Annotated in this window: 20 protein-coding genes; 15 read left to right on the top strand and 5 right to left on the bottom strand. The window is 70.7% G+C overall.

Going from position 1 to position 23,093, the window contains the following annotated elements:
- Positions 1–42 precede the first annotated feature (42 nt).
- Positions 43–609, bottom strand: a complete 567-nt coding sequence (locus ACFY3I_RS29740; RefSeq protein WP_390864161.1) for an NADAR family protein — start codon at positions 607–609, stop codon at positions 43–45.
- 209 nt (positions 610–818) lie between these two features.
- On the opposite strand from ACFY3I_RS29740, the gene ACFY3I_RS29735 reads away from it, so the two are divergent.
- The 8 genes from ACFY3I_RS29735 (at position 819) to ACFY3I_RS29700 (ending at position 10,589) form a co-directional block, all read left to right on the top strand.
- Positions 819–2,354, top strand: a complete 1,536-nt coding sequence (locus ACFY3I_RS29735) for a gamma-aminobutyraldehyde dehydrogenase (protein WP_390864159.1) — start codon at positions 819–821, stop codon at positions 2,352–2,354.
- Between the two features lie 52 nt (positions 2,355–2,406).
- A complete protein-coding gene (locus ACFY3I_RS29730; protein WP_365289336.1) occupies positions 2,407–3,642 on the top strand; it encodes a spermidine/putrescine ABC transporter substrate-binding protein in 1,236 nt (411 codons plus the stop codon).
- 7 nt (positions 3,643–3,649) lie between these two features.
- A complete protein-coding gene (locus tag ACFY3I_RS29725; protein ID WP_390864157.1) occupies positions 3,650–4,798 on the top strand; it encodes an ABC transporter ATP-binding protein in 1,149 nt (382 codons plus the stop codon).
- Positions 4,798–5,730: an ABC transporter permease gene (locus tag ACFY3I_RS29720; protein WP_365289334.1), complete on the top strand. Its 933-nt coding sequence runs from the start codon at positions 4,798–4,800 to the stop codon at positions 5,728–5,730. Before ACFY3I_RS29725 ends, ACFY3I_RS29720 begins: the two co-directional genes overlap by 1 nt.
- Entirely contained in the window at positions 5,731–6,531 is an 801-nt protein-coding gene (locus ACFY3I_RS29715; protein ID WP_390864155.1) for an ABC transporter permease, read from the top strand.
- A 34-nt stretch (positions 6,532–6,565) separates the two neighbouring features.
- A complete protein-coding gene (locus tag ACFY3I_RS29710) occupies positions 6,566–7,993 on the top strand; it encodes an NAD(P)/FAD-dependent oxidoreductase (protein ID WP_390864153.1) in 1,428 nt (475 codons plus the stop codon).
- Positions 7,994–8,120: 127 nt separating this feature from the next.
- A complete protein-coding gene (locus tag ACFY3I_RS29705; protein WP_365289331.1) occupies positions 8,121–8,579 on the top strand; it encodes a hypothetical protein in 459 nt (152 codons plus the stop codon).
- A 213-nt stretch (positions 8,580–8,792) separates the two neighbouring features.
- Complete coding sequence (locus ACFY3I_RS29700; RefSeq protein WP_390864151.1) at positions 8,793–10,589, top strand: chitinase; 1,797 nt, start codon at positions 8,793–8,795, stop codon at positions 10,587–10,589.
- Here the strand turns inward: ACFY3I_RS29700 and ACFY3I_RS29695 are convergent.
- Entirely contained in the window at positions 10,528–11,415 is an 888-nt protein-coding gene (locus ACFY3I_RS29695) for a phosphatase PAP2 family protein (protein ID WP_390864150.1), read from the bottom strand. The two genes, ACFY3I_RS29700 and ACFY3I_RS29695, sit on opposite strands and share 62 nt — an antisense overlap.
- A gap of 179 nt (positions 11,416–11,594) precedes the next feature.
- Complete coding sequence (gene gabT / locus ACFY3I_RS29690) at positions 11,595–12,929, bottom strand: 4-aminobutyrate--2-oxoglutarate transaminase (protein ID WP_390864148.1); 1,335 nt, start codon at positions 12,927–12,929, stop codon at positions 11,595–11,597.
- Positions 12,930–13,236: 307 nt separating this feature from the next.
- Here gabT and ACFY3I_RS29685 point away from each other — a divergent pair, with 307 nt between their 5' ends.
- The 4 genes from ACFY3I_RS29685 (at position 13,237) to ACFY3I_RS29670 (ending at position 20,678) form a co-directional block, all read left to right on the top strand.
- Positions 13,237–15,405: an ATP-binding protein gene (locus ACFY3I_RS29685; protein ID WP_390864146.1), complete on the top strand. Its 2,169-nt coding sequence runs from the start codon at positions 13,237–13,239 to the stop codon at positions 15,403–15,405.
- A 131-nt stretch (positions 15,406–15,536) separates the two neighbouring features.
- Positions 15,537–17,102 carry a PucR family transcriptional regulator gene (locus ACFY3I_RS29680; RefSeq protein ID WP_390864144.1) on the top strand — a complete coding sequence of 522 codons (1,566 nt, stop codon included), beginning with the start codon at positions 15,537–15,539 and terminating at the stop codon, positions 17,100–17,102.
- Positions 17,103–17,277: 175 nt separating this feature from the next.
- Positions 17,278–18,726, top strand: a complete 1,449-nt coding sequence (locus ACFY3I_RS29675) for an aldehyde dehydrogenase family protein (RefSeq protein ID WP_365289325.1) — start codon at positions 17,278–17,280, stop codon at positions 18,724–18,726.
- Between the two features lie 158 nt (positions 18,727–18,884).
- Positions 18,885–20,678: a tyrosine-type recombinase/integrase gene (locus ACFY3I_RS29670; RefSeq protein ID WP_390864142.1), complete on the top strand. Its 1,794-nt coding sequence runs from the start codon at positions 18,885–18,887 to the stop codon at positions 20,676–20,678.
- Between the two features lie 65 nt (positions 20,679–20,743).
- On the opposite strand, the gene ACFY3I_RS29665 is transcribed toward ACFY3I_RS29670, so the two are convergent.
- On the bottom strand, positions 20,744–21,445 hold the full coding sequence (locus tag ACFY3I_RS29665) for a hypothetical protein (RefSeq protein WP_390864140.1): 702 nt from the start codon (positions 21,443–21,445) through the stop codon (positions 20,744–20,746).
- 12 nt (positions 21,446–21,457) lie between these two features.
- Positions 21,458–21,928, bottom strand: coding sequence for a helix-turn-helix domain-containing protein (locus ACFY3I_RS29660; RefSeq protein WP_390864138.1), 471 nt, complete (start codon positions 21,926–21,928; stop codon positions 21,458–21,460).
- Positions 21,929–22,146: 218 nt separating this feature from the next.
- Here ACFY3I_RS29660 and ACFY3I_RS29655 point away from each other — a divergent pair, with 218 nt between their 5' ends.
- The 3 genes from ACFY3I_RS29655 (at position 22,147) to ACFY3I_RS29645 (ending at position 23,090) form a co-directional block, all read left to right on the top strand.
- Positions 22,147–22,401 carry a helix-turn-helix domain-containing protein gene (locus tag ACFY3I_RS29655; RefSeq protein WP_390864136.1) on the top strand — a complete coding sequence of 85 codons (255 nt, stop codon included), beginning with the start codon at positions 22,147–22,149 and terminating at the stop codon, positions 22,399–22,401.
- The gene (locus ACFY3I_RS29650; protein ID WP_390864134.1) at positions 22,398–22,733 is read left to right on the top strand and encodes a hypothetical protein; all 336 of its coding nucleotides are present in this window, start codon (positions 22,398–22,400) and stop codon (positions 22,731–22,733) included. The genes ACFY3I_RS29655 and ACFY3I_RS29650 overlap by 4 nt, the downstream gene beginning before the upstream one ends.
- 135 nt (positions 22,734–22,868) lie before the next feature.
- Positions 22,869–23,090: a hypothetical protein gene (locus ACFY3I_RS29645; protein ID WP_390864132.1), complete on the top strand. Its 222-nt coding sequence runs from the start codon at positions 22,869–22,871 to the stop codon at positions 23,088–23,090.
- Positions 23,091–23,093: the final 3 nt, after the last annotated feature.

Below are 23,093 nucleotides of genomic sequence, written 5' to 3'. Positions count from 1 at the left end.
CCGCGCGGTTGACGTGGCTCTGGGGAGGGTGGGGTGTGCGGCCTAGTCCGGCCGTGTCGCCCGCAGGGTCTCCCGCGCTTCCATCAGTGCGAAGCCCAGCAGGTTCAGGCCCTTCCACCGGGTCGGGTCCGTCGCCGCGTCGTCGGTCGCCGCCAGGCCGATGCCCCATATCCGGTCCACCGGGCTCGCCTCCACCAGGACCCGGTCGCCGGTCGCCAGCAGGAACTCCCGCAGGCCCGCGTCGGCGGCGAACTTGTGCACGCTGCCCTCGGTGACGATCCCGAAGCGCTCCCGGTCCCAGGTAGGGCCGTCGAAGTCCCTGACCAGCCGGCCCGCCTTCTTGGCCTCGGCGGGGTGACCGGCCGCCAGGATCCGGCGCTCCGCCTCCGTGTCGCCGAACAGCCGGGCCTTCGCCGCCATCATCCAGTGCTCGGCGGTCGCGTATTCCACGCCCTCGACCACGAAGGGTGACGGCCACCACTGGCTCAGGCAGCTCGCCGAGACCCGTCCGTCCGGCGCCGGACGGTGTCCCCAGAAGTGCAGGTACTTGATCCTGGCCCCCGCCCGGGCCGCCCTGATCAGGGCTTCCGCAGAATCGATCTTCACCATGCACGCCAGTCTGGCAGGCACCACTGACACTCCGTCCCGCCTTTTCCGCCCCGACTCGACATGTGGTCGACAGATTCCGTCGCGTAACCAAAAGGCAACAACGGAATCACTTGTTGGACTCCCTCTGCTCTGTCAGGATCGGCAGTCAAATCGAGCCGGAGCTACGCCATCCGCCCCTCCGGGCGGGGTGACGGCGGAGGAGATTCGACATGGACAACCCGGGCACCGCCACCCCGGAGACCTTCCCCGCGCAGGAGCGGCTCGCGGGCGGCGCGCAGTACATCGGGGGCCGTTTCAGCAAGGGCACGTCAGGCCGTACGCACGCCGTCGTCGACCCCGCCACCGGTGCGGAGGTGTACACCTACGAGCTGGCCGGGACGGACGACGTCGACCGGGCCGTGGCCGCCGCGCGGGACGCCTTTCCCGGGTGGTCCGGGGCGACCCCCGGCGAGCGTTCGGACGCGCTGCACCGGTTCGCCGCCGTGCTCGCCGACCGCGCCGAGGAGTTCGCCCGCGCCGAGTCCCTGCAGTGCGGCAAGCCGCTCAAGCTGACCCGCGAGTTCGACGTGCCGGGGACCGTCGACAACACCGCGTTCTTCGCGGGCGCCGCCCGGCACCTGCAGGGACAGGCGGCCGGTGAGTACTCCGGCGACCACACGTCGTACGTCCGCCGCGAGCCCATCGGTGTCGTCGGGTCGATCGCGCCCTGGAACTACCCCCTCCAGATGGCCGCCTGGAAGATCCTCCCGGCGATCGCGGCCGGCAACACGATCGTGCTGAAGCCGGCCGAGCTCACCCCGCTGACCTCGCTGCTCTTCGCCGAGGCGGCCACCCTCGCCGGTATCCCCGACGGTGTCGTCAACATCGTCACCGGGACCGGGAAGGAGGCCGGCGAGCATCTGGTCGGGCACCCCGACGTCGCCATGACCTCCTTCACCGGCTCCACCGGCGTCGGCAAGCGGGTCGCCGAGGTCGCCACCGCGACCGTCAAGCGCCTGCACCTGGAACTCGGCGGCAAGGCGCCGTTCGTCGTCTTCGACGACGCCGATCTGGAGGCGGCCGTCAACGGGGCCGTCGCCGGGGCGCTCATCAACACCGGGCAGGACTGCACGGCCGCCACCCGCGCGTACGTGCAGCGGCCGCTCTACGAGGACTTCGTCGAGCGGACGGCCGCCCTGATGGAGACCGTGCGGCTGGGCGACCCCTTCGCCCCCGGCACCGACCTCGGGCCGCTGATCTCGCACGCCCAGCGGGACCGGGTCGCCGGCTTCGTCGAGCGGGCGCGCGGCTACGCGCGCGTGGTGACCGGCGGCGAGCCGCCGCAGGACGAGCTGAAGAGCGGCGCGTACTACCGGCCGACCCTGATCGCCGACGCGCCGCAGGACAGCGAGATCGTCCAGGCCGAGATCTTCGGTCCGGTGCTGGTCGTTCTGCCGTTCGACAGTGATGATGAGGGGATCCGGCTGGCCAACGACACCCCCTACGGTCTGGCCGCCTCGGCGTGGAGCAGCAGCGTCTACCGGGCGAACCGCGCCACCCGCGAGATCAAGGCGGGGTGCGTGTGGGTCAACGACCACATTCCGATCATCAGCGAGATGCCGCACGGCGGCTACAAGGCGTCCGGCTTCGGCAAGGACATGTCGGTGTACTCGTTCGAGGAGTACACCCAGGTCAAGCACGTAATGTTCGACAACACGGCGGTGGCCCGGAAGGACTGGCACCGCACGATCTTCGGGGACCGATAGTCACACCTGAGGCCGCTCATCACGGCCCTCTTCCCGAAAGGGCATCAAGCGCATGAGGCAGTACGAGCCCGACCGCCCTTCGCCGGTCGTAGCGGCCGCCATGCGGCGCAGCCTCCGCACCGGCAGGGCTGCCCTGGCCCGCCGGTCGTTCCTGGGCGGTGCGCTCGCGGTGGGCGGCGTCGGCGCGCTGAGCGCCTGCGGCATCCCCGCGGCCGGCAAGTCCCAGGGCGGCGTCTCCGCCGACGACCACTCGGCCGAGGAGAAGGTCGTCAACTTCTCCAACTGGCCCGAGTACATCGACGTCGACGACAGCGGGAAGACCCACCCGACCCTGGACGCGTTCCGCAAGCGGACCGGGATCACGGTCAAGTACACCGAGGACATCAACGACAACGACGAGTTCTTCGGCAAGATCCAGCCGCAGCTCGCCGCCGGCCAGGACACCGGCCGGGACCTGATCGTCCTCACCGACTGGCTGGCCGCCCGCATGATCCGGCTCGGCTACGTCCAGAAGCTGGACGCCTCCCACCTGCCGCATGCCTTCGCCAACCTGACGGACCAGTTCCGCAGCCCCGACTGGGACCCGGGCCGGGCCTACTCCTACCCCTGGCAGGGCATCTCGACGGTCGTCGCCTTCAACAAGAAGGCCCTGGACGGCGTCGAGGTGAAGTCGGTCTCCGACCTGCTCGACAACCCCGCGCTCAAGGGCCGGGTCGGACTGCTGACCGAGATGCGGGACACCGTCGGCATGACCATGCTCGACATGGGCATCGACCCGGGGAAGTTCACCGGCGACAACTACGACGCGGTGATCGCCCGGCTCCAGAAGGCCGTCGACAAGGGGCAGATCCGCCGGTTCACCGGCAACGACTACACCTCGGACCTCAGCAAGGGCGACCTGGCGGCCTGTGTCGCCTGGGGCGGTGACGTCGTACAGCTGCAGGCCGACAACCCGGACGTCGCGTACGTCATCCCGGACAGCGGCTACATGACGTCGACCGACAACCTGATGATCCCCAACAAGGCGCGCCACAAGACCAACGCCGAGCGGCTCATCGACTACTACTACGAACCCGAACCGGCCGCCGAACTCTCCGCCTACGTCAACTACGTCAGCCCGGTCGCGGACGTGCAGCCGTACCTCGCCAAGATCGACAAGGGGGCGGCGAGCAACCCGCTGATCGTTCCCGACAAGGCCATGCAGGCCAGGTCCCACGCCTTCCGCGCCCTGAGCTCGAAGGAAGAGACGGCCTACCAGCAGAAGTTCGCGAAGCTCACAGGGGCGTGACGACACCATGACGACGACAGACAGCAGCGGCGACGTCCGCCTCACCGGCATCGGCAAGACCTACGACAACGGCTTCACCGCCGTGAGACCGATGGACCTGACCGTGCCCCAGGGTTCCTTCTTCGCCCTGCTCGGGGCCTCGGGCTGCGGCAAGACGACCACCCTGCGCATGATCGCGGGGCTGGAGGAGCCGACCAGCGGCACCGTGCACCTGGGCGACCAGGACGTGACCCGTCTGCCTCCGTACAAGCGGCCGGTGAACACCGTCTTCCAGTCCTACGCCCTCTTCCCGCACCTCGACATCTTCGAGAACGTCGCCTTCGGCCTGCGCCGGCGCGGCATCAAGAGCGTGAAGAAGCAGGTCGAGGACATGCTGGAGCTGGTCCAGCTCGGCGAGCAGGCGCGCAAGAAGCCGCACCAGCTCTCCGGCGGCCAGCAGCAGCGCGTCGCGGTGGCCCGCGCGCTCATCAACCACCCCAAGGTGCTGCTCCTCGACGAGCCGCTCGGCGCCCTCGACCTCAAGCTGCGGCGCCAGATGCAGCTGGAGCTCAAGCGGATCCAGACCGAGGTCGGCATCACCTTCGTGCACGTCACGCACGACCAGGAGGAGGCCATGACCATGGCCGACACGGTCGCGGTGATGAACGCGGGACGGGTGGAGCAGCTCGGCTCGCCCACCGACCTCTACGAGAACCCGAACACCACCTTCGTCGCCAACTTCCTCGGCACCTCGAACCTGATCGAGGCCGAGGTGGACACGAAGAGCGGCGACGACATCGTGCTCAAGGCGGGCGGCGGCAAGCTCGTCCTGCCCGAGGCGCGCTGTTCGGCGCCCACCACGACGGGCGGCAAGGTGCTCGTCGGCATCCGGCCCGAGAAGATCTCCCTCACCCACGCCGACGACGCCGGCTCCATCCCCGAGGGACGCAACCGGATCACCGGCAAGATCGCCGACGCCAGCTTCATCGGCGTCTCCACGCAGTACGTCATCGACAGCGCGGTCTGCCCCGAGTTCGCGGTGTACGTGCAGAACGTCGACCGCGACGGCCGGCTCGTCCCGGGCGCCGACGTCGTCCTGCACTGGAGCCCGGCCCACACCTTCGGTCTGGACGCCGCCCAGGACATCGACGCCGGCACCGAGGAGGAAGCCGCCTGATGGCCACGCTCTCCGAGGCGCCGCCGCCGCTGGCGCCCACCGAACCCGAGGCGGCGAAGCCCCCGCGCAGACGCGGCCGCTTCACGCCGTACTGGCTGCTGCTGCCCGGCCTGCTCTGGCTGGTGGTCTTCTTCGCGCTGCCGATGATCTACCAGGCGTCCACGTCCGTCCAGACGGGGTCCCTGGAAGAGGGCTACAAGGTCACCTGGCACTTCGCGACCTACTGGAACGCGCTGAGCGAGTACTGGCCGCAGTTCCTGCGGTCCGTCTTCTACGCGGCCGCGGCCACCGTGCTCTGCCTGCTGCTCGGCTACCCGCTGGCGTACCTGATCGCCTTCCGCGCCGGCCGCTGGCGGAACCTGATCATGATCCTGGTGATCGCGCCGTTCTTCACCAGCTTCCTGATCCGCACCCTGGCCTGGAAGACGATCCTCGCCGACAACGGCCCGGTCGTGCACGTCCTGAACTCGCTGCACATCCTGAGCGTCACGGACTTCCTCGGCTGGACGGCCGGCGACCGCGTCCTCGCCACACCGCTCGCCGTGGTCTGCGGCCTGACGTACAACTTCCTGCCGTTCATGATCCTGCCGCTCTACACCTCGCTGGAGCGGATCGACGGACGGCTGCACGAGGCGGCCGGCGACCTGTACGCGAAGCCCTGGACGACCTTCCGCAAGGTCACCTTCCCGCTGTCGATGCCCGGCGTGGTCTCCGGCACGCTGCTGACCTTCATCCCGGCGGCCGGTGACTACGTCAACGCCGAACTCCTCGGCTCGACCGACACCCGCATGATCGGAAACGTGATCCAGACGCAGTTCCTGCGGATCCTCGACTATCCGACGGCGGCCGCGCTCTCCTTCATCCTCATGGCCGCGATCCTTTTCATGGTCACGATCTACATCCGCCGGTCCGGGACGGAGGATCTGGTCTAAATGCCCTTCGTCAACTGGCTCAAGAAGCGTCTCGTCGTCATCGCGGGACTGTTCACCCTCGGATATCTGCTGCTTCCGAACGTCATCGTCACGGTGTTCTCCTTCAACAAACCGAAGGGGCGTTTCAACTACGAGTGGCAGCGGTTCTCGCTCGACGCCTGGAAACAGCCGTGCGGAGTCGCCGACATGTGCGGCTCGCTCTCCATCAGCCTCCGGATCGCGGCCCTGGCGACCATCGGCGCCACGCTCCTCGGCACGATGATCGCCTTCGCGCTGGTCCGCTACCGCTTCCGGGCCCGCGGCGCCGTGAACTCGCTGATCTTCCTGCCGATGGCGATGCCCGAGGTCGTCATGGCGGCCTCGCTGCTCACCCTGTTCCTGAACATGGGCGCCCAACTGGGCTTCTACACGATCCTGATCGCCCACATCATGTTCTGCCTCAGCTTCGTCGTCACCGCGGTCAAGGCGCGCGTGATGTCGATGGACCCGCGCCTGGAGGAGGCGGCCCGGGACCTCTACGCGGGACCGGTGCAGACGTTCGTCCGGGTCACCCTCCCCATCGCGGCCCCCGGAATCGCGGCGGGCGCGCTGCTCTCCTTCGCGCTCTCCTTCGACGATTTCATCATCACCAATTTCAACGCGGGCTCCACCGTCACCTTCCCCATGTTCGTCTGGGGTTCGGCACAGCGCGGCACGCCCGTCCAGATCAACGTCATCGGTACGGCCATGTTCCTGGTCGCGGTCCTGCTCGTGCTGGTATCGATGCTCATCACCAACCGCCGCACCAGGCAAAAGGCATAAGGCACCAGAAAAACTCTGTAGGGAGTTGAAAATCATGGCCCCAAGCGCCATGAGCCGTCAGGCAGATTGGACATCGTCTCTCTCCGAAGCGCAGCCGGTCCCGTACTGGCTCGAAGACCCCGGCAAGCCGCCCGCCGAGCCCGCGCTCACCGGCGCCGAGACCTGCGATCTGCTCGTCGTCGGCGGCGGATACAGCGGACTGTGGACCGCGCTGGGAGCCAAGGAGCGCGACCCCGGGCGGGACGTGGTCCTGCTGGAAGGCCGTGAGGTGGGCTGGGCCGCCTCCGGCCGCAACGGCGGCTTCTGCGCCGCCTCCCTCACCCACGGGCTCTCCAACGGGCTGGCCCGCTGGCCCGACGAGATCCACCGGCTCGAGGAGCTGGGCCGGCGCAACCTCGACGAGATCGAGGCCGCGGTCGCCCGGCACGGCATCGACTGCGAGTTCGAGCGCACCGGTGAGATCGACGTGGCCACCGAGCCCTACCAGGCCTGGGAGCTGCGTGACTGGCACAGGGAACTGGAGGGCAGGGGCCTCGCGGACGGCATCGAGTTCCTCGACGCCGACGCGCTGCGCGCCCAGGTCGACTCGCCCACCTTCGAGGCCGGCCTGTGGGACCGCCGGGGCGTGGCCATGGTCAACCCGGCCAAGCTGGTCTGGGGCCTCAAGCAGGCCTGCCTGGCCCTCGGTGTCCGCGTGTACGAGCACACGCCCGCCCTCGAACTGAAGGCGTACGGCGCCGGTATGGCCGTACGCACCCCGTACGGGTCGGTCCGGGCCCGGCGGGTCGCGCTCGGCACCAACATCTTCCCGAACCTGGTCAAGCGGGTCCGTGCCTACACCGTCCCGGTCTACGACTACGCCCTGATGACCGAGCCGCTGACCGCCGAGCAACTGGGCGCGATCGGCTGGAAGAACCGGCAGGGCCTCGGCGACTCGGCCAACCAGTTCCACTACTTCCGGCTGTCCGCGGACAACCGGATCCTGTGGGGCGGCTACGACGCCATCCACCACTACGGCGGCCGGGTGCGCGCCGAGTACGACGACCGCCCGGAGACCTACGCCAAGCTCGCAGGGCACTTCTTCACCTGCTTCCCGCAGTTGGAGGGCGTCCGCTTCACGCACGCCTGGGGCGGCGCGATCGACACCTGCTCCCGTTTCTCGGCGTTCTTCGGCACCGCCCACCAGGGCAAGGTGGCGTACGCGGCCGGGTACACCGGCCTCGGGGTCGGGGCGACCCGGTTCGGCGCCGAGGTGATGCTGGACCTGCTGGCCGGCGAGGAGACCGAGCGCACCCGCCTGGAGATGGTCCGCAGGAAGCCGCTGCCCTTCCCGCCGGAGCCGTTCGCCTGGACCGGGATCGCGCTGACCAAGTGGTCGCTGGCCCGTGCCGACGCCCACGGGGGCCGGCGCAACCTGTGGCTCAGGGCGATGGACCGGATGGGACTCGGCTTCGACAGCTGACCCCTCCGAGAATGTGATCCAGGTCACTTCTGGAAGGTGACGAAACCCGCGTAATGCCCCCGGAGGACCTCCCTCTCTCCTCGTGACGCGACGACCGCGTCGACGAGTGGGACTGGGAGGTCTTCTGATGACTGGGGCGAAGACGGCGGTCGACTGGCTGGCATCCGTGGCACCCGACCCCGAGGCGTGCCGCTGGGAATGGGAGCGCAACCCCCTGGGGATCGCGCTGCTGCCCGCCGGCCGCGCCTGGGACGTGCTGATCCTGCCGGGCGAGCTCGGCTACCCCACCCTGGACGTGCTCACCCGGGTCCTCGACCAGCCGGGGCCCGTCCTGGTCGACTTCGGCGACAACCGGGTGGGCTTCTTCGTGCCGCCCGGCACGGCCGCCCGGTGGCTCGGCACCGGGATCCGCACGGCGGGCGACGGCACCTGGATCGTGGTGCCGTATCCCGGGCGGTCGACCCAGGGGGTGCGGTGGCTGGTGGTCCCGGACGGGTCGGGGACGCTGACGGATCCGGCGCTGCTGGAACTGGCCATACACGAGGCGGCGGCGGGGCTGGCCGATGACCAGACGCCGTTTGCGTGAGGTCGTCGGCCGGGTGCGGGTGCGGGTGCGGGTGCGGGTGCGGGTGCGGATGCGGGTGCGTCGTGGCTGGTCGCGCCCACGCGGCGGAGCCGCACATGTCGCAGCCCCGTGCCCCTTCGGGGCGCTGTGCCGCAAGCCTTGACAAGAAGATTGGTCTGGACCAAATTGAGCGCGGCTTCGACTCCTCCAATTCCCCCATCACCGGAGGCACTTGTGGTTCGCGCGAGACCTGTCCTCACCCTGCTCACGGCCGGTCTGCTGGCCGCGTCCGGTATCACCGCGCTCTCGTCGGCCGCCCGTGCGGCCGACGCCGACCTCGCCCGCAACGGCGGCTTCGAGTCCGGCCTCGACAACTGGAGCTGTACGGCTGGAACCACCGTGACCTCCCCCGTGCACAGCGGCGCCCACGCGCTGCAGGCGACCCCGGCCGGCAGCGACAACGCCCAGTGCACGCAGACGGTGACCGTGCAGCCGGGCGCCCAGTACACCCTGTCCGGATACGTCCGCGGCTCCTACGTGTACCTCGGCGCGAGCGGCACCGGCACCACCGACGTCTCCACCTGGACCCAGTCCGCCCCCGACTGGCAGAAGCTCACCACCACCTTCACCACCGGCGCCGCCACCACCAGGGTCACCCTCTACACCCACGGCTGGTACGGCACCGGCGCCTACGACGCCGACGACATCTCGCTCGTCGGCCCGGGCGGCAGCACGGGCCAGCCGCCCGCCACACCCAGCGGCCTGAAGACCGGGACGATCACCTCCACCAGCGTCGGACTGTCCTGGACGGCCGTCACCGGAGCCACGAGCTACGCGGTCTACCGGAACGGGTCCAAGGTCCAGACGGCCACCGGCACGTCGGCCACCGTGGCCGGACTGACCCCGTCGACGGCGTACAGCTTCCAGGTCACCGCCGTGAACGACGCCGGCGAGTCCGCCAGGTCCGCCGCCGTCGCGGCCACCACCACCGCCGGTTCCTCGGGCGGCTCGGGCGACCTGCCTACCCACGCGCTCGTCGGCTACCTCCACGCCTCCTTCGCCAACGGCTCCGGCTACACCCGGCTCGCCGACGTCCCCGACAGCTGGGACGTCATCGACCTGGCCTTCGGCGAACCGACCTCGGCCACCTCCGGGGACATCCGCTTCAACCGCTGCCCGGTCACCGAGTGCCCGAACGTCGAGAGCGACGCGGACTTCAAGGCGGCGGTCAAGGCCAAGCAGGCGGCCGGCAAGAAGGTGCTGATCTCGATCGGCGGCGCCAACGGGCAGGTCCAGCTCACCACGACGGCCGCCCGGGACGCCTTCGTCTCCTCCGTCTCGAACATCATCGACACCTACGGCCTGGACGGCCTCGACGTCGACTTCGAGGGCCACTCGCTGTCCCTGAACACCAACGACACGGACTTCAAGAACCCGACCACCCCGGTCGTCGTGAACCTGATCTCCGCGCTGAAGACCCTCAAGGCCCGGTACGGCTCCAAGTTCGTGCTGTCGATGGCGCCCGAGACCTTCTTCGTCCAGATGGGCTACCAGTTCTACGGCACCGGCAAGTTCGGCGGCCAGGACCCGCGCTGCGGGGCCTACCTCCCGGTCATCTACGCCCTGCGCGACGACCTCACGCTGCTGCACGTCCAGGACTACAACTCGGGCCCGATCATGGGCCTCGACAACCAGTACCACTCCATGGGCGGCGCGGACTTCCACATCGCCATGACGGACATGCTGCTCACCGGCTTCCCGGTGGCGGGCGACGCGAACAACGTCTTCCCGGCGCTGCGCCCGGACCAGATCGCGATCGGCATGCCGGCGTCGGTCAACGCGGGCAACGGCTACGTCGCGCCGGCCGAGGTCACCAAGAGCCTGGACTGCCTCACCAAGAGGACGAACTGCGGCTCGTACGCGACCCACGGCACCTGGCCGACGCTGCGCGGCCTGATGACCTGGTCGGTCAACTGGGACCGGTTCTCCAACTGGGAGTTCCAGAGGACCTTCGACTCCTACTTCGGCTGAGCACCAGCCACAGCGCCGTCAGCAGGACCGTGCACAGGCACCAGCTGGCCGCCACGTCCAGCGGCCAGTGGTAGCCGCGGCGGACCAGACCGTAGGAGACGGCGAGGACCAGGGCCGCGCAGCAGGTGACGGCGGCGCGGCGGGCGGCACGGGAGCGGAGCCAGGGGAGGAGGAGCAGGGTCGCCGAGCCGTACGCGACCGCCGCCGTCGCCGTATGGCCGGAGGGGAAATATCCGACCGCCGGGGGCACCACCGGGGTCCCCGGACGGGCGGTCCAGTCCTTCACCGGCACGATGATCGCCGGCACCAGCGCCATCAGGCCGGCGGCCGCGGCGGGCGGCAACCACCACTGGTCTGTACCGGTGACGCGGCCGCGCCGGACGGCGTAGCCGATGGCGACGACCAGGACCGGGACCGCGACCTGCACGTTCCCGAGGTCGGAGAGCAGCTCGGAGAACCGGTCCGGATGGACGAGTGCGCCGCTCAGGCGGCTGTCCAGGCGCAGCAGGGGGCCGTGCGCCACGACCTGCCAGGTGATCAGCGCGAAGAGGAGGGCCGGAAGGCCCAGCAGTCCCAGGAGTGCCGCGTACGGAAGGCGGCGAAAGGAGGTCGGCCGCCCCGGAACAGGGGGGGTGGTTCCGGGGCGGCCGTCCGGATCGGAACGCCGCGCGCCCCGGGGGGTTTGGGGCGGGCGACCGTCCGATCGGTGAGGAGATCCGGAGCCGGAGGCGCCGGGTGTGTGCGCGAGGGCACGACCAGGTCGAAGCTGGGGAGGCCCCGGCCTGAAGTCGCCCACAGTCCCCTGTGGGCGGGGTGTATCTCTCATCTGCTCAGAACCTACGGCAGAGTGCGGTGCGGCGACAGGCGGAAACGCGTCCCGTCATCCACCTCGCACACGTTCTTCACACGGCCTGACGAGGGCCGCCCCCGCCTCCCCCGTCACGCGGAGGGAGGGGCGGGGGCGGCCCGGACGCAGGGTACGTGAACCTGTGTGCGGCCTGTGTGTCAGATCCGGGCGAAGGCCTGCTCGATGATGTCGAGGCCCTCGTTGAGCAGGTCCTCGCCGATGACCAGCGGCGGCAGGAAGCGCAGCACGTTGCCGTAGGTGCCACAGGTCAGGACCAGCAGGCCCTCCTGGTGGCAGGCCTTGGCGAGGGCCGCGGTCGCCTCCGGGTTCGGCTCCTTGGTCGCACGGTCCTTGACCAGCTCGATGGCGATCATCGCGCCGCGGCCCCGGACGTCACCGATGACGTCGAACTTCTCGGCCATGGCGGACAGACGAGGCTTCATGATCGCCTCGATGGCCTTCGCCTTGCCGTTGAGGTCCTGCTCCTTCATGGTCTCGATGGCGCCGAGCGCACCGGCACAGGCGACCGGGTTGCCGCCGTAGGTGCCGCCGAGGCCGCCGGAGTGCGCGGCGTCCATGATCTCGGCGCGGCCCGTGACGGCGGCCAGCGGCAGACCGCCGGCGATGCCCTTGGCGGTGGTGATCAGGTCCGGGACGATCCCCTCGTCCTCGCACGCGAACCACTGACCGGTACGGCAGAACCCGGACTGGATCTCGTCGGCGACGAACACGATCCCGTTGTCCTTGGCGAACTGGCTGATCGCGGGCAGGAAGCCCTTGGCGGGCTCGATGAAGCCGCCCTCGCCGAGCACCGGCTCGATGATGATCGCGGCCACGTTCTCCGCGCCGATCTGCTTGCTGATCATGTCGATGGCCTGGGCGGAGGCCTCGGCACCGGCGTTCTGGGGGCCGGTCAGCCAGCGGTAGCCGTACGCCACCGGCACCCGGTACACCTCGGGGGCGAACGGCCCGAAGCCGTGCTTGTACGGCATGTTCTTCGCGGTCAGGGCCATGGTGAGGTTGGTCCGGCCGTGGTAGCCGTGGTCGAACACGACGACGGCCTGCCGCTTGGTGTAGGCGCGGGCGATCTTGACGGCGTTCTCGACGGCCTCGGCGCCGGAGTTGAACAGCGCCGACTTCTTGGCGTGGTCACCCGGGGTGAGCTCGGCCAGCGCCTCGGCGACGGCCACGTAGCCCTCGTACGGGGTGACCATGAAACAGGTGTGGGTGAAGTCGGCCAGCTGGGCCGCGGCCCGGCGTACGACGGCCTCGGCGGAGGCGCCCACGCTGGTCACCGCGATACCGGAGCCGAAGTCGATCAGGCGGTTGCCGTCGACGTCCTCGATGATGCCGCCGCCGGCGCGGGCGGTGAACACCGGCAGCACGGAACCGACGCCCTGCGCGACCGCGGCGGTACGGCGGGCCTGCAGCTCCTGCGACTTGGGGCCGGGGATGGCGGTGACGACGCGGCGCTCCTGCGGAAGTGCGGTCATGGGGGCTCCCTGATCAATCGTGCGTGCCGGGGTGCCGTGCGAGTCCGGCGGCCCCGGGGCGGATCCGGCGGTGCGTATCCGGACGCTCTCCTTCTTTCTTCGCAGGCTAGGGCCGGGTATGAGAGGTGGGCATGCTCCATGTGGGTGTTGTCGGGGGTCGGCGTTGTCCGTGGTGGACATAGGGCGCCGGGCGGTGCCGGGAACCGGTCGGCGGTTCGTCGGCCGTGTAAGCGGTGAACTCCCGTTGGGAGCGCGTTAGATTGACTCGCTGACGGTGGACGGAACGGCTGGTCAGGGGGAAAGGGCGATGGACAGCGACGGGACGCGGGACACGCGGGGCACGCACGCGAATCCTGTGCCGCGTCCGGCGGGGCCGCAGGACACGGGGGCGGTACCACCGCGACCGAACCTGCCCCCGGGGACGCCGCACCTGCCGCCCGGGGCTCCTCCGAGGCCCGACGGTTCGGCCTTCGTGAGCTGGCTGCGGGCCTCGCGGCCGGAGGCCGCGCCCGGGGTGTGGCGGTTCCGGTACACCCCCAGGCCCGCGGAGGAGCCCGAGCGGATCCCGGCCCGGCAGCTGCTGAGCGGCGCGGTGATCGCCTTCCTGGTCGGCTGGCTGCTCTGGTCGCTGCTGTGGAACGGATATCTGGGCGGCTGGTGGGTCGTACCGCTGGAGCTGTTCACCCCGGACTCCTGGCGGCACTCCGACGACCGCGTCGGCAACGCCGTCCTCTGGTACGGCTACTACACGCTCATCGCCCTGGCGATCATGCTCGTGGTCGGCCGGCTCGGCCGCTGGGGCGAGGTCTGGCGCCGCTACGGCCCCCCCGCCTGGACCCAGCCCTCCGGCGCGCCCGCCCCCGAGCGGACGCCCGCTCCCGAGCAGGACCCCGCCCAGTGGCCCCACCTGCGGGCCGCCGGGGCCCAGGACGCCGCCGACCGGCTGGCCGCCGAGGCGCGGGCCGGACTGATGGGCGACGTGGACCAGGCCCGGATCGCCCGGGCCTGGCAGGGCGTCCGCAGCGGCCGGCACACCATGGCCTCCTTCTCCGCCGCCGTGGTCAAGGACGGCGCCGCCGCCTGCCTGCACCCCTCCGGCGAACGCGACCTGCCCGCCCGGCACGCCCGGCACGACCTGGTCACCGGCCAGGTGCGGCTCGGCACGACCGCCGACGACCCCCGCAACCCCTACCTCTACCGGGGCACCGGCCTCGCCCTCGGCCCCGAGCTGCTCGGCACCTCCCTGCTCGCCGTCGGCCCGGCCGGCTCCGGCAAGACCGGCGCGCTCATGCGCCCGCTCGCCGAGTCGCTCTGCCTGCACGCCCTGGCCGGCCGTGCCTCCGTGGTCGTCGTCGGCGCGGCCGGCGCCGGGCTCGGACCCGCCGACTCCTACGACGTCGTCGTCCGCATCGCCCACCCCGAGTCCGTCTACGACCTCGACCTGTACGGCGGCACCACTGACCCCGACGAGGCCGCCGCCATACTCGCCGAGGCCCTCGTCGGCGACCTCGCCGACCCGCACCCCGGCAGTGACGGCCGCCGCTCCACCACCGTCCTCGCCCAGCTGCTCGGCCCGTTCAGGGCGGTCCACGGCCGGTTCCCCTCCGTCCCCGAACTCCGCGGACTGCTGGACGGCGCCCCCGGCCCGGTGGCCGCGCTCCGCAAGGCGCTGACGGCCACGGGACACGAGTCGCTGCTGCGTGAACTCGACGCCCGGGAACGGCAGATGGGCCATCCCGGAGACGTGGGCTCGGTCCTCGCCGACCGCGTCGCCCTCCTCGACCGCCCGGCCTTCGCCGGGTTCTTCGACACCTCCGGCCAGTCCCGTCCCTTCTCCCTCAGGTCCCTCGACCATCCGGTCCGGGTCCGCATCGACCTGCCCGAGCGCGGCCACGCGGACGCCTCCCGCATCCTGGCCCGGCTGGTCCTCGCCCAGTTCACGGCGAGCGTGACGGTACGGGACGACCGCTCGCTCTTCGCCTGCCTGCTGCTCGACGACGCGACGGGCGTCGTGACACCGGAGGCGGTGCGGGCGGTGCAGCGGCTGCGGTCGGCCAACGCGGGCGTCGCCCTGACCCTGCGCACCCTGGACGACGTGCCCCGGCCGCTGCGCGGACCGCTGCTGGGCGCCGCCGGCTGCCGGATGGCCTTCGCCGGGCTGACCCCCTGGGACGGCCAGGACTTCGCCGAGGTCTGGGGCAAGGAGTGGACCGAGGCCCGGGACGTCACCGACCGGCAGATCATCGCGGAGACCCCGGCGGGCAAGGCGCTGCACGTCGTACGGCAGGTCATCACCGGCAAGGCGCCCACCGCCCGCGCGGTCACCGTGCGCCAGGTGGAGCGCGAGCGCTGGTCGGCCTCCGAGCTCGCCCACGGCGTGCCGGCGGGGCACGCGGTGCTCTCCCTGACCACCGTCAAGGGCGAGCACGCGCCGCCGCTGCTGGTGGACCTCAGGGGTGGCGCCGGCCGGGTTTGAACAGGGGGACACACGCGACCGTACAGTGAGGCAGAATCGAGAGAGGCCGTTCATACGAGACGGCCAAAGGCACTCTGCCCCCACCACACGCCCTCACGTGTGTCCGACCGAAGAGAAGATCTGACGGCCCGATGCCACCCACGCTCGCCTCGCTCGTCCACCATTCCGCGCTCAAGCTGACCGTGCGCGCGGGCGAGGACCGCCTCGACGTGCCGGTGCGCTGGGCCCATGTCAGCGAACTCGCCGACCCGGTCCCGTACATGGAGGGCGGGGAACTGCTCCTGATCACCGCGCTCAAGCTGGACGCGGACGATCCACAGGCGATGCGGCGGTATGTGAAACGCCTGGTGGAAGCGGGTGTGGTGGGACTCGGCTTCGCCGTCGGGGTCAACTACGACGAAATCCCCGGGGCGCTGGTCGACGCGGCCGTGCGGGAGGACCTGCCGCTGCTGGAGGTTCCGCGCCGCACCCCCTTCCTCGCCATCAGCAAGGCGGTGTCGGCGGCGATCGCGGCCGACCAGTACCGGGCGGTGACGGCGGGTTTCGCCGCCCAGCGCGAACTGACCCGGCAGGCCCTGAGCGCCGGGCCCGAAGGCCTGCTCGCCGCACTCGCCGCGCAGGTCAACGGCTGGGCGGCGCTGTACGACGCCTCGGGCGCGGTGGTCGCCACCGCACCGGAGTGGGCGGGCCGCCGGGCCGCCCGGCTGACGGCCGAGGTGGAACGGCTGCGGGAGCGCCCCGCGCCGGCCTCCTCGGTGGTGGGCGGCCCGGACAACGAGGACCGGGTGGAGCTGCACTCGCTGGGCACCGGCCGCAGGCCCCGGGCGGCCCTGGCGGTCGGCACCGCGGCCGCGCTCGGCACCGCCGAGCGGTACGCCGTCCACTCGGCCATCGCCCTGCTCACGCTGACGACGGAACGCTCCCGGTCGCTGCACGAGGCGGAGCAGCGGGTGGGCGCGGCGGTGCTGCGCATGCTGCTCGCCGGGCAGCCGGACCATGCCCGGGGGGTCGCGGGGGACCTCTACGGCGGACTGCTCGACGCCCCCTTCCGGATGATCGTCGCCGACGCGGGCGGCGAGCTGCTCGCCGGTCTCACGGAGGCCGTCGAGTCGGCCGCGGCGCGCGCGGGCGAGGCGGTGCTGGTGGTGCCGGAGGGGGAGCGGCTGGTGGTGCTGGCCGCGGACGGGGGCGCGGCGGCGGGCGCGTGCGTGGAGTACGCGGCGGCGCGCGAGGCCGCGCGGTCCGGGTCGGAGCAGGGCGTCACCGAGGAGGGCGACCTGGTCGTGGGCATGTCCGCGCCGTCCGGTCCGATCGGCGCGCCGGCCGCCTACAAGCAGGCCGAACAGGCCCTGTCGGTGGCCCGGCGGCGGGGCCGCGTCCTGGTCGAGCACGAGCAGCTGGCCGCCGGGTCGGTGCTCCCGCTGCTGGCCGACGACGCGGTCAAGGCGTTCGCGGACGGCCTGCTGCGGGCGCTGCACGAACACGACGCGACGGGCCGCGGCGACCTGGTGGCCTCCCTGCGGGCCTGGCTGTCCCGGCACGGCCAGTGGGACGCGGCCGCCGCCGACCTGGGCGTGCACCGGCATACGCTGAGGTATCGGATGCGCAGGGTCGAGGAGATCCTGGGCCGTTCCCTGGACGACCCGGACGCCCGGATGGAGCTGTGGCTGGCGCTCAAGGCCACGTCGGCGGACTGACCGCCGCCGGAGAGCCCCGAGGCCCCCGGAGAACACGGTTCGTGCGCCCCTGCCAAAGAGGCGCACCCCCGCTCTCCACCACTACACCCCGGACAAGCGCCGCTTCTCCTTCCCGCGCCTACGGTGGAGCTCGAAAGCCAAGAACATCCCCACACGCGGAAGGGCCGGGACTCTCATGACCGCCACCCACGCCTTCTGGCTCGCCGGCCGTCAGGCCACCGGCGACGACACCTTCGACGTCACCAGCCCGTGGGACGGGCGCCTCGTCGGCAAGGTCAGCGTCCCCACCGACGCCCAGGTCGAGGAAGCCGTCGCCGCCGCGTACGCCGTGCGGGACGAGTTCGCCGCGACCCCGGCCCACATACGCGCCGCCGCCCTCGACCACGTCAGCCGGCGTCTCGCCGAGCGCACCGAGGAGATAGCCCGGCTGATCTCGGCCGAGAACGGCAAGCCGATCAAGTGGGCGCGCGGCGAGGTCGGCCGTGCCGTCTCCGTCTTCCGGTTCGCCGCGGAGGAGGCCCGGCGCTTCAATGGCGGCGAGGCCCAGCGGCTCGACACCGACCCCGGCGGCCAGGGCCGGCTCGCGCTGACCCGACGGTTCCCGAAGGGCGTCGTGCTCGGCATCGCCCCCTTCAACTTCCCGCTGAACCTGTGCGCCCACAAGATCGCCCCGGCCATCGCGGCCGGCGCGCCGATCATCCTCAAGCCGGCGCCCGCCACCCCGCTGTCCGGCCTGATCATCGGCGACCTGCTCGCCGAGACCGAGGGCCTGCCGGCCGGCTCCTGGTCGATCCTCACGGTCGCCAACGACAAGATGGCCGGCCTCGTCCAGGACGAGCGCCTCCCGGTCATCTCGTTCACCGGTTCCGAGAAGGTCGGCTACTCGATCATGGACTCGGTGCCGCGCAAGCACTGCACGCTGGAACTGGGCGGCAACGGCGCGGCCGTCGTCCTCGGCGACTGGGCGAGCGACGCCGACCTGGACTGGGCGGCCACCCGCATCGCCACCTTCTCCAACTACCAGGGCGGCCAGTCCTGCATCTCGGTGCAGCGGGTCATCGCCGACGCGTCCGTCTACGACCGGCTGCTGCCGCGCATCGTCGCCGCCGTGGAGGCCCAGGTCACCGGTGACCCCGCCGACGACAGGACCGACGTCGGCCCGCTGGTCAGCGAGGCGGCCGCGGAGCGCGTCGAGGCGTGGGTGAAGGAGGCCGTGGAGGCAGGCGCCACCCTGGTCACCGGCGGCGACCGCGACGGCGCGAGCTTCGCGCCGACCGTCCTCACCGAGGTCCCCGCGGACACCACGATCTCCTGCGAGGAGGTCTTCGGACCCGTCCTCACCGTGCAGAAGGTGTACGGCGAGGCCGAGGCGTTCGCCGCCGCCAACGACTCCAAGTACGGCCTCCAGGCGGGCGTCTTCACCCACGACCTGCAGACCGCCTTCCGGGCCCACCGCGCCCTCGAGGTCGGCGGCGTCGTCATCGGCGACGTCCCCTCCTACCGCGCGGACCAGATGCCGTACGGCGGCGCCAAGCAGTCCGGTGTCGGCCGCGAGGGCGTCAGGTTCGCGATGGACGACTACACCTACGAGCGCGTCCTGGTCCTCACCGGTCTCGCCCTCTGACCTGCCACGGACAGACCACCACGGCCGGAGCCCACTGTGCGGGGGCTCCGGCCGTCGTGTGTCCCATACAGGTTGACCTGGGGAAACGGTCGGATCTTGGCTGATATCCACAGGCGCGCGGGAACACGGTGGGAACACCACCACTAATCTCCCCGGCCATGGCAAGCGTCGTACCGCGTAAGAACAAGGCCGGCGAGATCGCCAGCTACCAGGTCAAGTGGAGGGCTGGCGGCAAGCGCACCGGCGAGTGGCAGCACGAGAGATTCGACGGGGACGAGGAGGGCTACGAGGCGGCCGAGCTCTTCGCCCAGGCCGTGGACGAGGCCGGGCAGCAGTGGCCGGCTGGATGGGTCAAGGGCGAGGGATACATCGACGCCCAGGCCGAGAGCGCGGAAACACTGCGCTACCGGTTCGACAACTACGCCCGGCAGAGCATCGAAAACCGCACTGCCAGCAAGCGGTACAAGCACATGCGCTACCGGGCGATGGAGGTCTACGTCTTCCCGACGTTCGGCAACTGCGACGTCCGCAGTACCGAACACTTCAGCAAGGCGACCATCGGTGCATGGGTCAACAAGATGCGCACCACCAAGGTGAGGCGCGGTGCCGAGATCAAGAACATGTCCTCGGAGACACTGCGCGGCCTGCACGCCCTGCTCGCCTCCGTCTTGAAAGAGGCGGTCATCGCGGAACCGCCGCTCCGGGACCGCAACCCCTGTGACCTCACCAGGCTGCCCAAGGACGACGAGCGGGGCGTGGGGGATGACGAGTCAACGGACGAGATGGAGTTCATGACGCCCGAGGAGGTCGCCGGCCTGGTGGGCTGTTTCTCACGGGCCAGTGACCGGATGCTGGTCCGCACCCTGTACGGCACTGGGCTGAGGTGGGGCGAAGCCACCGCCCTGGCGGCGAAGCACGTGCGCTCGCCCAAGGCAGGCCGGCACGAGGTGCGTGTCACCCGGGCCTGGAAGCGGGACACGGGGCCGCCGGAGGTGTGGTGGCTCGGGGCGCCCAAGACGCGAGCCGGGCGGCGGACGGTTGAGATCACGGCCGGACTGTGGCGGGAGATTCTCGACTTCGGCCTCGGCGACCTGAGTTCGAATGACCTCGTGTTCCCCAACGGGGACGGGGGACGCCTCGCCTACAGCACGTTCTATGACCGGTGGACGGCGGCGATCAAGGAGGCGAAGAAGCGCAAGGTCCTGCCGGAGTGGAAGCACCCGACCGTCCACGACCTGCGCCATTCCCACGTTGCGGCCCTGCTGTCCGACGGCCACAGCCTCACCTACGTTCAGCGACGACTGGGGCATGAGTCCATCAAGACGACGTCCGACAGGTACGGGCACCTGCTGGAGACGGCGCATACGGCCGCGATGACCACGCTCGACCGCGTGCTTGGCATCAGTCAGGGCGCCACCGCAGCGGGCGCCACCGAGACGGCCACGGTCCGGCAACCGCCGGTGTACGCCCTGCGCATCGATTCCGCGACTCTCGGGTTCTGGCGCGTCGAGGACGCGGAGGAGACGGCCGAGCGATGGGCCCGAGACCGCGGCGGCCCCGTACTGGTCGAGAAGTGGTCGGCGGACCAGTGGGCACAGAGCGGCAACGGCGAGTTGGGCGGCGTGCGCGCGGGACTGCCGGCGCGGGCGTTCATCTGGCAGGCGGGCCCGGCCAGGTATGCGGTGGACGGCACCGAAACGGTGTCAGCTACGACGGTGCATGAACCGCGCGGCGGGTGGGCGTGGGACTGGGAGCTGGAGTTCACCGACGAGCCGGCCCACGGCGCGGCGGAGTGGCTGCGCGGCGGCGGTGGAACTGAGACAGAGGCCCGGGCGTGGGGTGCAGACAAGGACGCCGTGGTGGCGGCGTACGCCTCCGCCCGGGCGGACGCACTGCGGATCTGCGGGCTGCACCCGAACCGGTCCGCTGTAGGCCGCGAGCCAATGAGCTGACGGCGAGCATGCAAAGGGCCCTGGTCGTCGATTCAACCGGGGCCCGCGTCATTGACGTTGGGGGACTACGACACGGGGCCGGCCACTCCTTCGGCAGGACGGTCATGGCGTGGCTGGTCGGAGACCGGCCGTGTCTTGGGACTAGGGATTCGGAACGGGATGGGGGCCACGGGGGCGTGGCCGGCGTCCGGATCGGCGTAGGGCCGGGCAGGGTTGTTGTCCGGCGCAGGCGGGGCGGTCGGCGTTCCCAAGGGGGAGCGGGCCGAGGTGATGGTCCGGCGGGTGAACCGGTCCGCCCGCTCCTGCAGCGTCTCGCGGATGAGCATGTTGTGGTCGCGCGCCAAGTCCTCGTACCGGCCCGTCATCTCGTTGAGGCTGCGCTCCAGTTGGGTGACCCTGGTGAGGGCCTGGTCCAGGCGGCCGGTGAGGCTCATCACGTAAGCCCCCGCCATCTCGGCCTGTTTGTTCACCCGGTCCTCGCGTTGCTTCAGCTCCGCCATCCGTGCGGCGCTTACTTCGAGCAGTGTGCTGCGCTGTCTTGAGATGTCCTCCAGCGTCTGCTGGTTGCTCGCATCTCGGGCCTTGATCCACCTCCGTGTGGAGGCGGACGCGACGATGGTGATGCAGATCATCGCGAACAGCCAGACGAGCATCATCATCAGGTCGCTGAGGGCGTCGTCCTCCGGTTGGCGGCCGGTGAGGGCGATGGTGGCCGTTACCCCGACGGCCGCTCCGCTTGCGGAGGCGACAGCTGTCCTGCCAGGCATAGGTCCCCCTGCCTACGGCGCCCCCGATGTCGCCGCTGCGTGCTCCGTGTCTTGCGCCCGTTGCAGTCTGATCGCCATCTCGATGGACCCGACCATCGTCTGGCGAATCACGGGGTCTGTGATGCCCCATGAGTCCGCGTAAGCCTCGGGGGAAAGCGGTGACTGCGAAGAACGTGAGCCTACATCCGGAATAGCCCCATCTGGCCATGCCTCGCGGGAGATGACTCCTGCGGCGACCAGAAGGTTCCGCACATCGGTATTTAGCACCCGTGCGAGGTTCTCGAACTGGTTCGGCATGGGCAGGGTGAGGCCGGTGAGCATGCGGCCCACGGCGGACTCGCTCATGCCCGTGTCGCGGGCAAGGGCCTTCCGGCCGCCTGCCCCTGGCGTCATGTCGTAGCCGGCCGCAGGGGCTAGCTGGCTGACGAGTGCGCCGAAGCGCTGGGCGATCTGGGATCGCTCGCTCGAATGGTCAGTGTCCATACTCCGCATGGTCCCGAGGCTAGCGCGCACGCATGCAACCGCCTAGGTGCTTGCATGCATGCATATTCCCAGGTCGCGACCGGTTATGGCCAAAGATGCTGGTGGGACCGGTTGTGCGCTCCGCGCCCTCGATTCAAAAAACACGCCGGGAAGATCCGTACGAGCGCTTGCATGCATGCAAACCCTTGCACGCATGCAAGACCAGAGGGGAGGAATGGATGCCCACGTTGCATGGAACCGCCGTGACGACCAAGGCCGCCCAGGTCGGAGACCGTACGCACGCGGCCATCGCCCGGAGGCTCCAGCTGCGTCAGTCGACGGTGTCCCGGCTCATCGCCGGAATCACCGCGCCGTCACTGCCCACGCTGCTCGCCATGCGCGCCGCCTACGGCATCAGCCTTGACGACCTGGTGGTGGAGGACGCCACCAAGGACGCCGAGGAGCCGCACGCCAGCGGAGCGTGTGCTCCGTGACCGCCTGGACGCGCAGGCACTGCGTCTGCGTCGAGGTCCGGAACCTCGACTACGACGAGGCAGCCGCCGCGCTCAAGATCAAAAGACGCTGGCTGGAGGACAACATCAGCCGCCTGCCGCACCAGAAGTTCGGCCAGCAAGCGGCCGTGTTCTGCATGTGCGACCTGCGGGTGATCCAGGCCATACAGGCCGTCCTGCCCGCCGATGCCCTGGCCGTCATCAACTCGCCGGCCGAACCGGCCGAGCAGGACCCGACCACCACGCCGCCCGTCCTGACACTGCGCAACTGCAAGCCCGCCCAGGGCCGCAAGCGCGCGACTGCCCAGGCGTGACGGCGGCGGGGCCGCACGGACCATGCCGGGTCCACACAGCCCCGCTCAGCCCAGGCCGTACCTCAATCCCATGAATCGAGGTCCAACCCGTGAGCGCAAACCTTAGCGCCCGCACCACCCCCAGGGAGGTGCCCAGTGGACGGTGAACTGATCATCGCCGCAGCGGTGTCCTGTGCCGCATTGCTCCCCGCCGCGGTCGTCCTGCACCGCACGGCGACCCGTCCGCCCGCCGGATCCGGCGAGTGCCAGGGCGAGGACTGCCGTTACTGCGCAGTCCTGTTCGGCCACCCGTCGCAGGCCCGGACCCGCCAGGCCATCGCCGAGGGCATCAAGCCCCAGACCCGCCAGGGCTGGTGAGGA

It is taken from the genome of Streptomyces sp. NPDC001068 (assembly GCF_042897315.1).
GTDB lineage: Bacteria > Actinomycetota > Actinomycetes > Streptomycetales > Streptomycetaceae > Streptomyces.
Note: the sequence above shows the minus strand (reverse complement) of the source record. Positions and strands in the feature narration are given on the sequence as shown.

Excerpts from the sequence above, each read along its gene's own strand:
- ACFY3I_RS29660 (WP_390864138.1), bottom strand. The coding sequence starts at position 21,928 with ATGGACACTGACCATTCGAGCGAGCGATCCCAGATCGCCCAGCGCTTC.
- gabT (WP_390864148.1), bottom strand. The coding sequence starts at position 12,929 with ATGACCGCACTTCCGCAGGAGCGCCGCGTCGTCACCGCCATCCCCGGC.
- ACFY3I_RS29715 (WP_390864155.1), top strand. The coding sequence starts at position 5,731 with ATGCCCTTCGTCAACTGGCTCAAGAAGCGTCTCGTCGTCATCGCGGGA.
- ACFY3I_RS29730 (WP_365289336.1), top strand. The coding sequence starts at position 2,407 with ATGAGGCAGTACGAGCCCGACCGCCCTTCGCCGGTCGTAGCGGCCGCC.
- ACFY3I_RS29655 (WP_390864136.1), top strand. The coding sequence starts at position 22,147 with ATGCCCACGTTGCATGGAACCGCCGTGACGACCAAGGCCGCCCAGGTC.
- ACFY3I_RS29705 (WP_365289331.1), top strand. The coding sequence starts at position 8,121 with ATGACTGGGGCGAAGACGGCGGTCGACTGGCTGGCATCCGTGGCACCC.
- ACFY3I_RS29710 (WP_390864153.1), top strand. The coding sequence starts at position 6,566 with ATGGCCCCAAGCGCCATGAGCCGTCAGGCAGATTGGACATCGTCTCTC.
- ACFY3I_RS29665 (WP_390864140.1), bottom strand. The coding sequence starts at position 21,445 with ATGCCTGGCAGGACAGCTGTCGCCTCCGCAAGCGGAGCGGCCGTCGGG.
- ACFY3I_RS29670 (WP_390864142.1), top strand. The coding sequence starts at position 18,885 with ATGGCAAGCGTCGTACCGCGTAAGAACAAGGCCGGCGAGATCGCCAGC.
- ACFY3I_RS29685 (WP_390864146.1), top strand. The coding sequence starts at position 13,237 with ATGGACAGCGACGGGACGCGGGACACGCGGGGCACGCACGCGAATCCT.
- ACFY3I_RS29675 (WP_365289325.1), top strand. The coding sequence starts at position 17,278 with ATGACCGCCACCCACGCCTTCTGGCTCGCCGGCCGTCAGGCCACCGGC.
- ACFY3I_RS29735 (WP_390864159.1), top strand. The coding sequence starts at position 819 with ATGGACAACCCGGGCACCGCCACCCCGGAGACCTTCCCCGCGCAGGAG.
- ACFY3I_RS29720 (WP_365289334.1), top strand. The coding sequence starts at position 4,798 with ATGGCCACGCTCTCCGAGGCGCCGCCGCCGCTGGCGCCCACCGAACCC.
- ACFY3I_RS29695 (WP_390864150.1), bottom strand. The coding sequence starts at position 11,415 with ATGAGAGATACACCCCGCCCACAGGGGACTGTGGGCGACTTCAGGCCG.
- ACFY3I_RS29740 (WP_390864161.1), bottom strand. The coding sequence starts at position 609 with ATGGTGAAGATCGATTCTGCGGAAGCCCTGATCAGGGCGGCCCGGGCG.
- ACFY3I_RS29725 (WP_390864157.1), top strand. The coding sequence starts at position 3,650 with ATGACGACGACAGACAGCAGCGGCGACGTCCGCCTCACCGGCATCGGC.
- ACFY3I_RS29680 (WP_390864144.1), top strand. The coding sequence starts at position 15,537 with ATGCCACCCACGCTCGCCTCGCTCGTCCACCATTCCGCGCTCAAGCTG.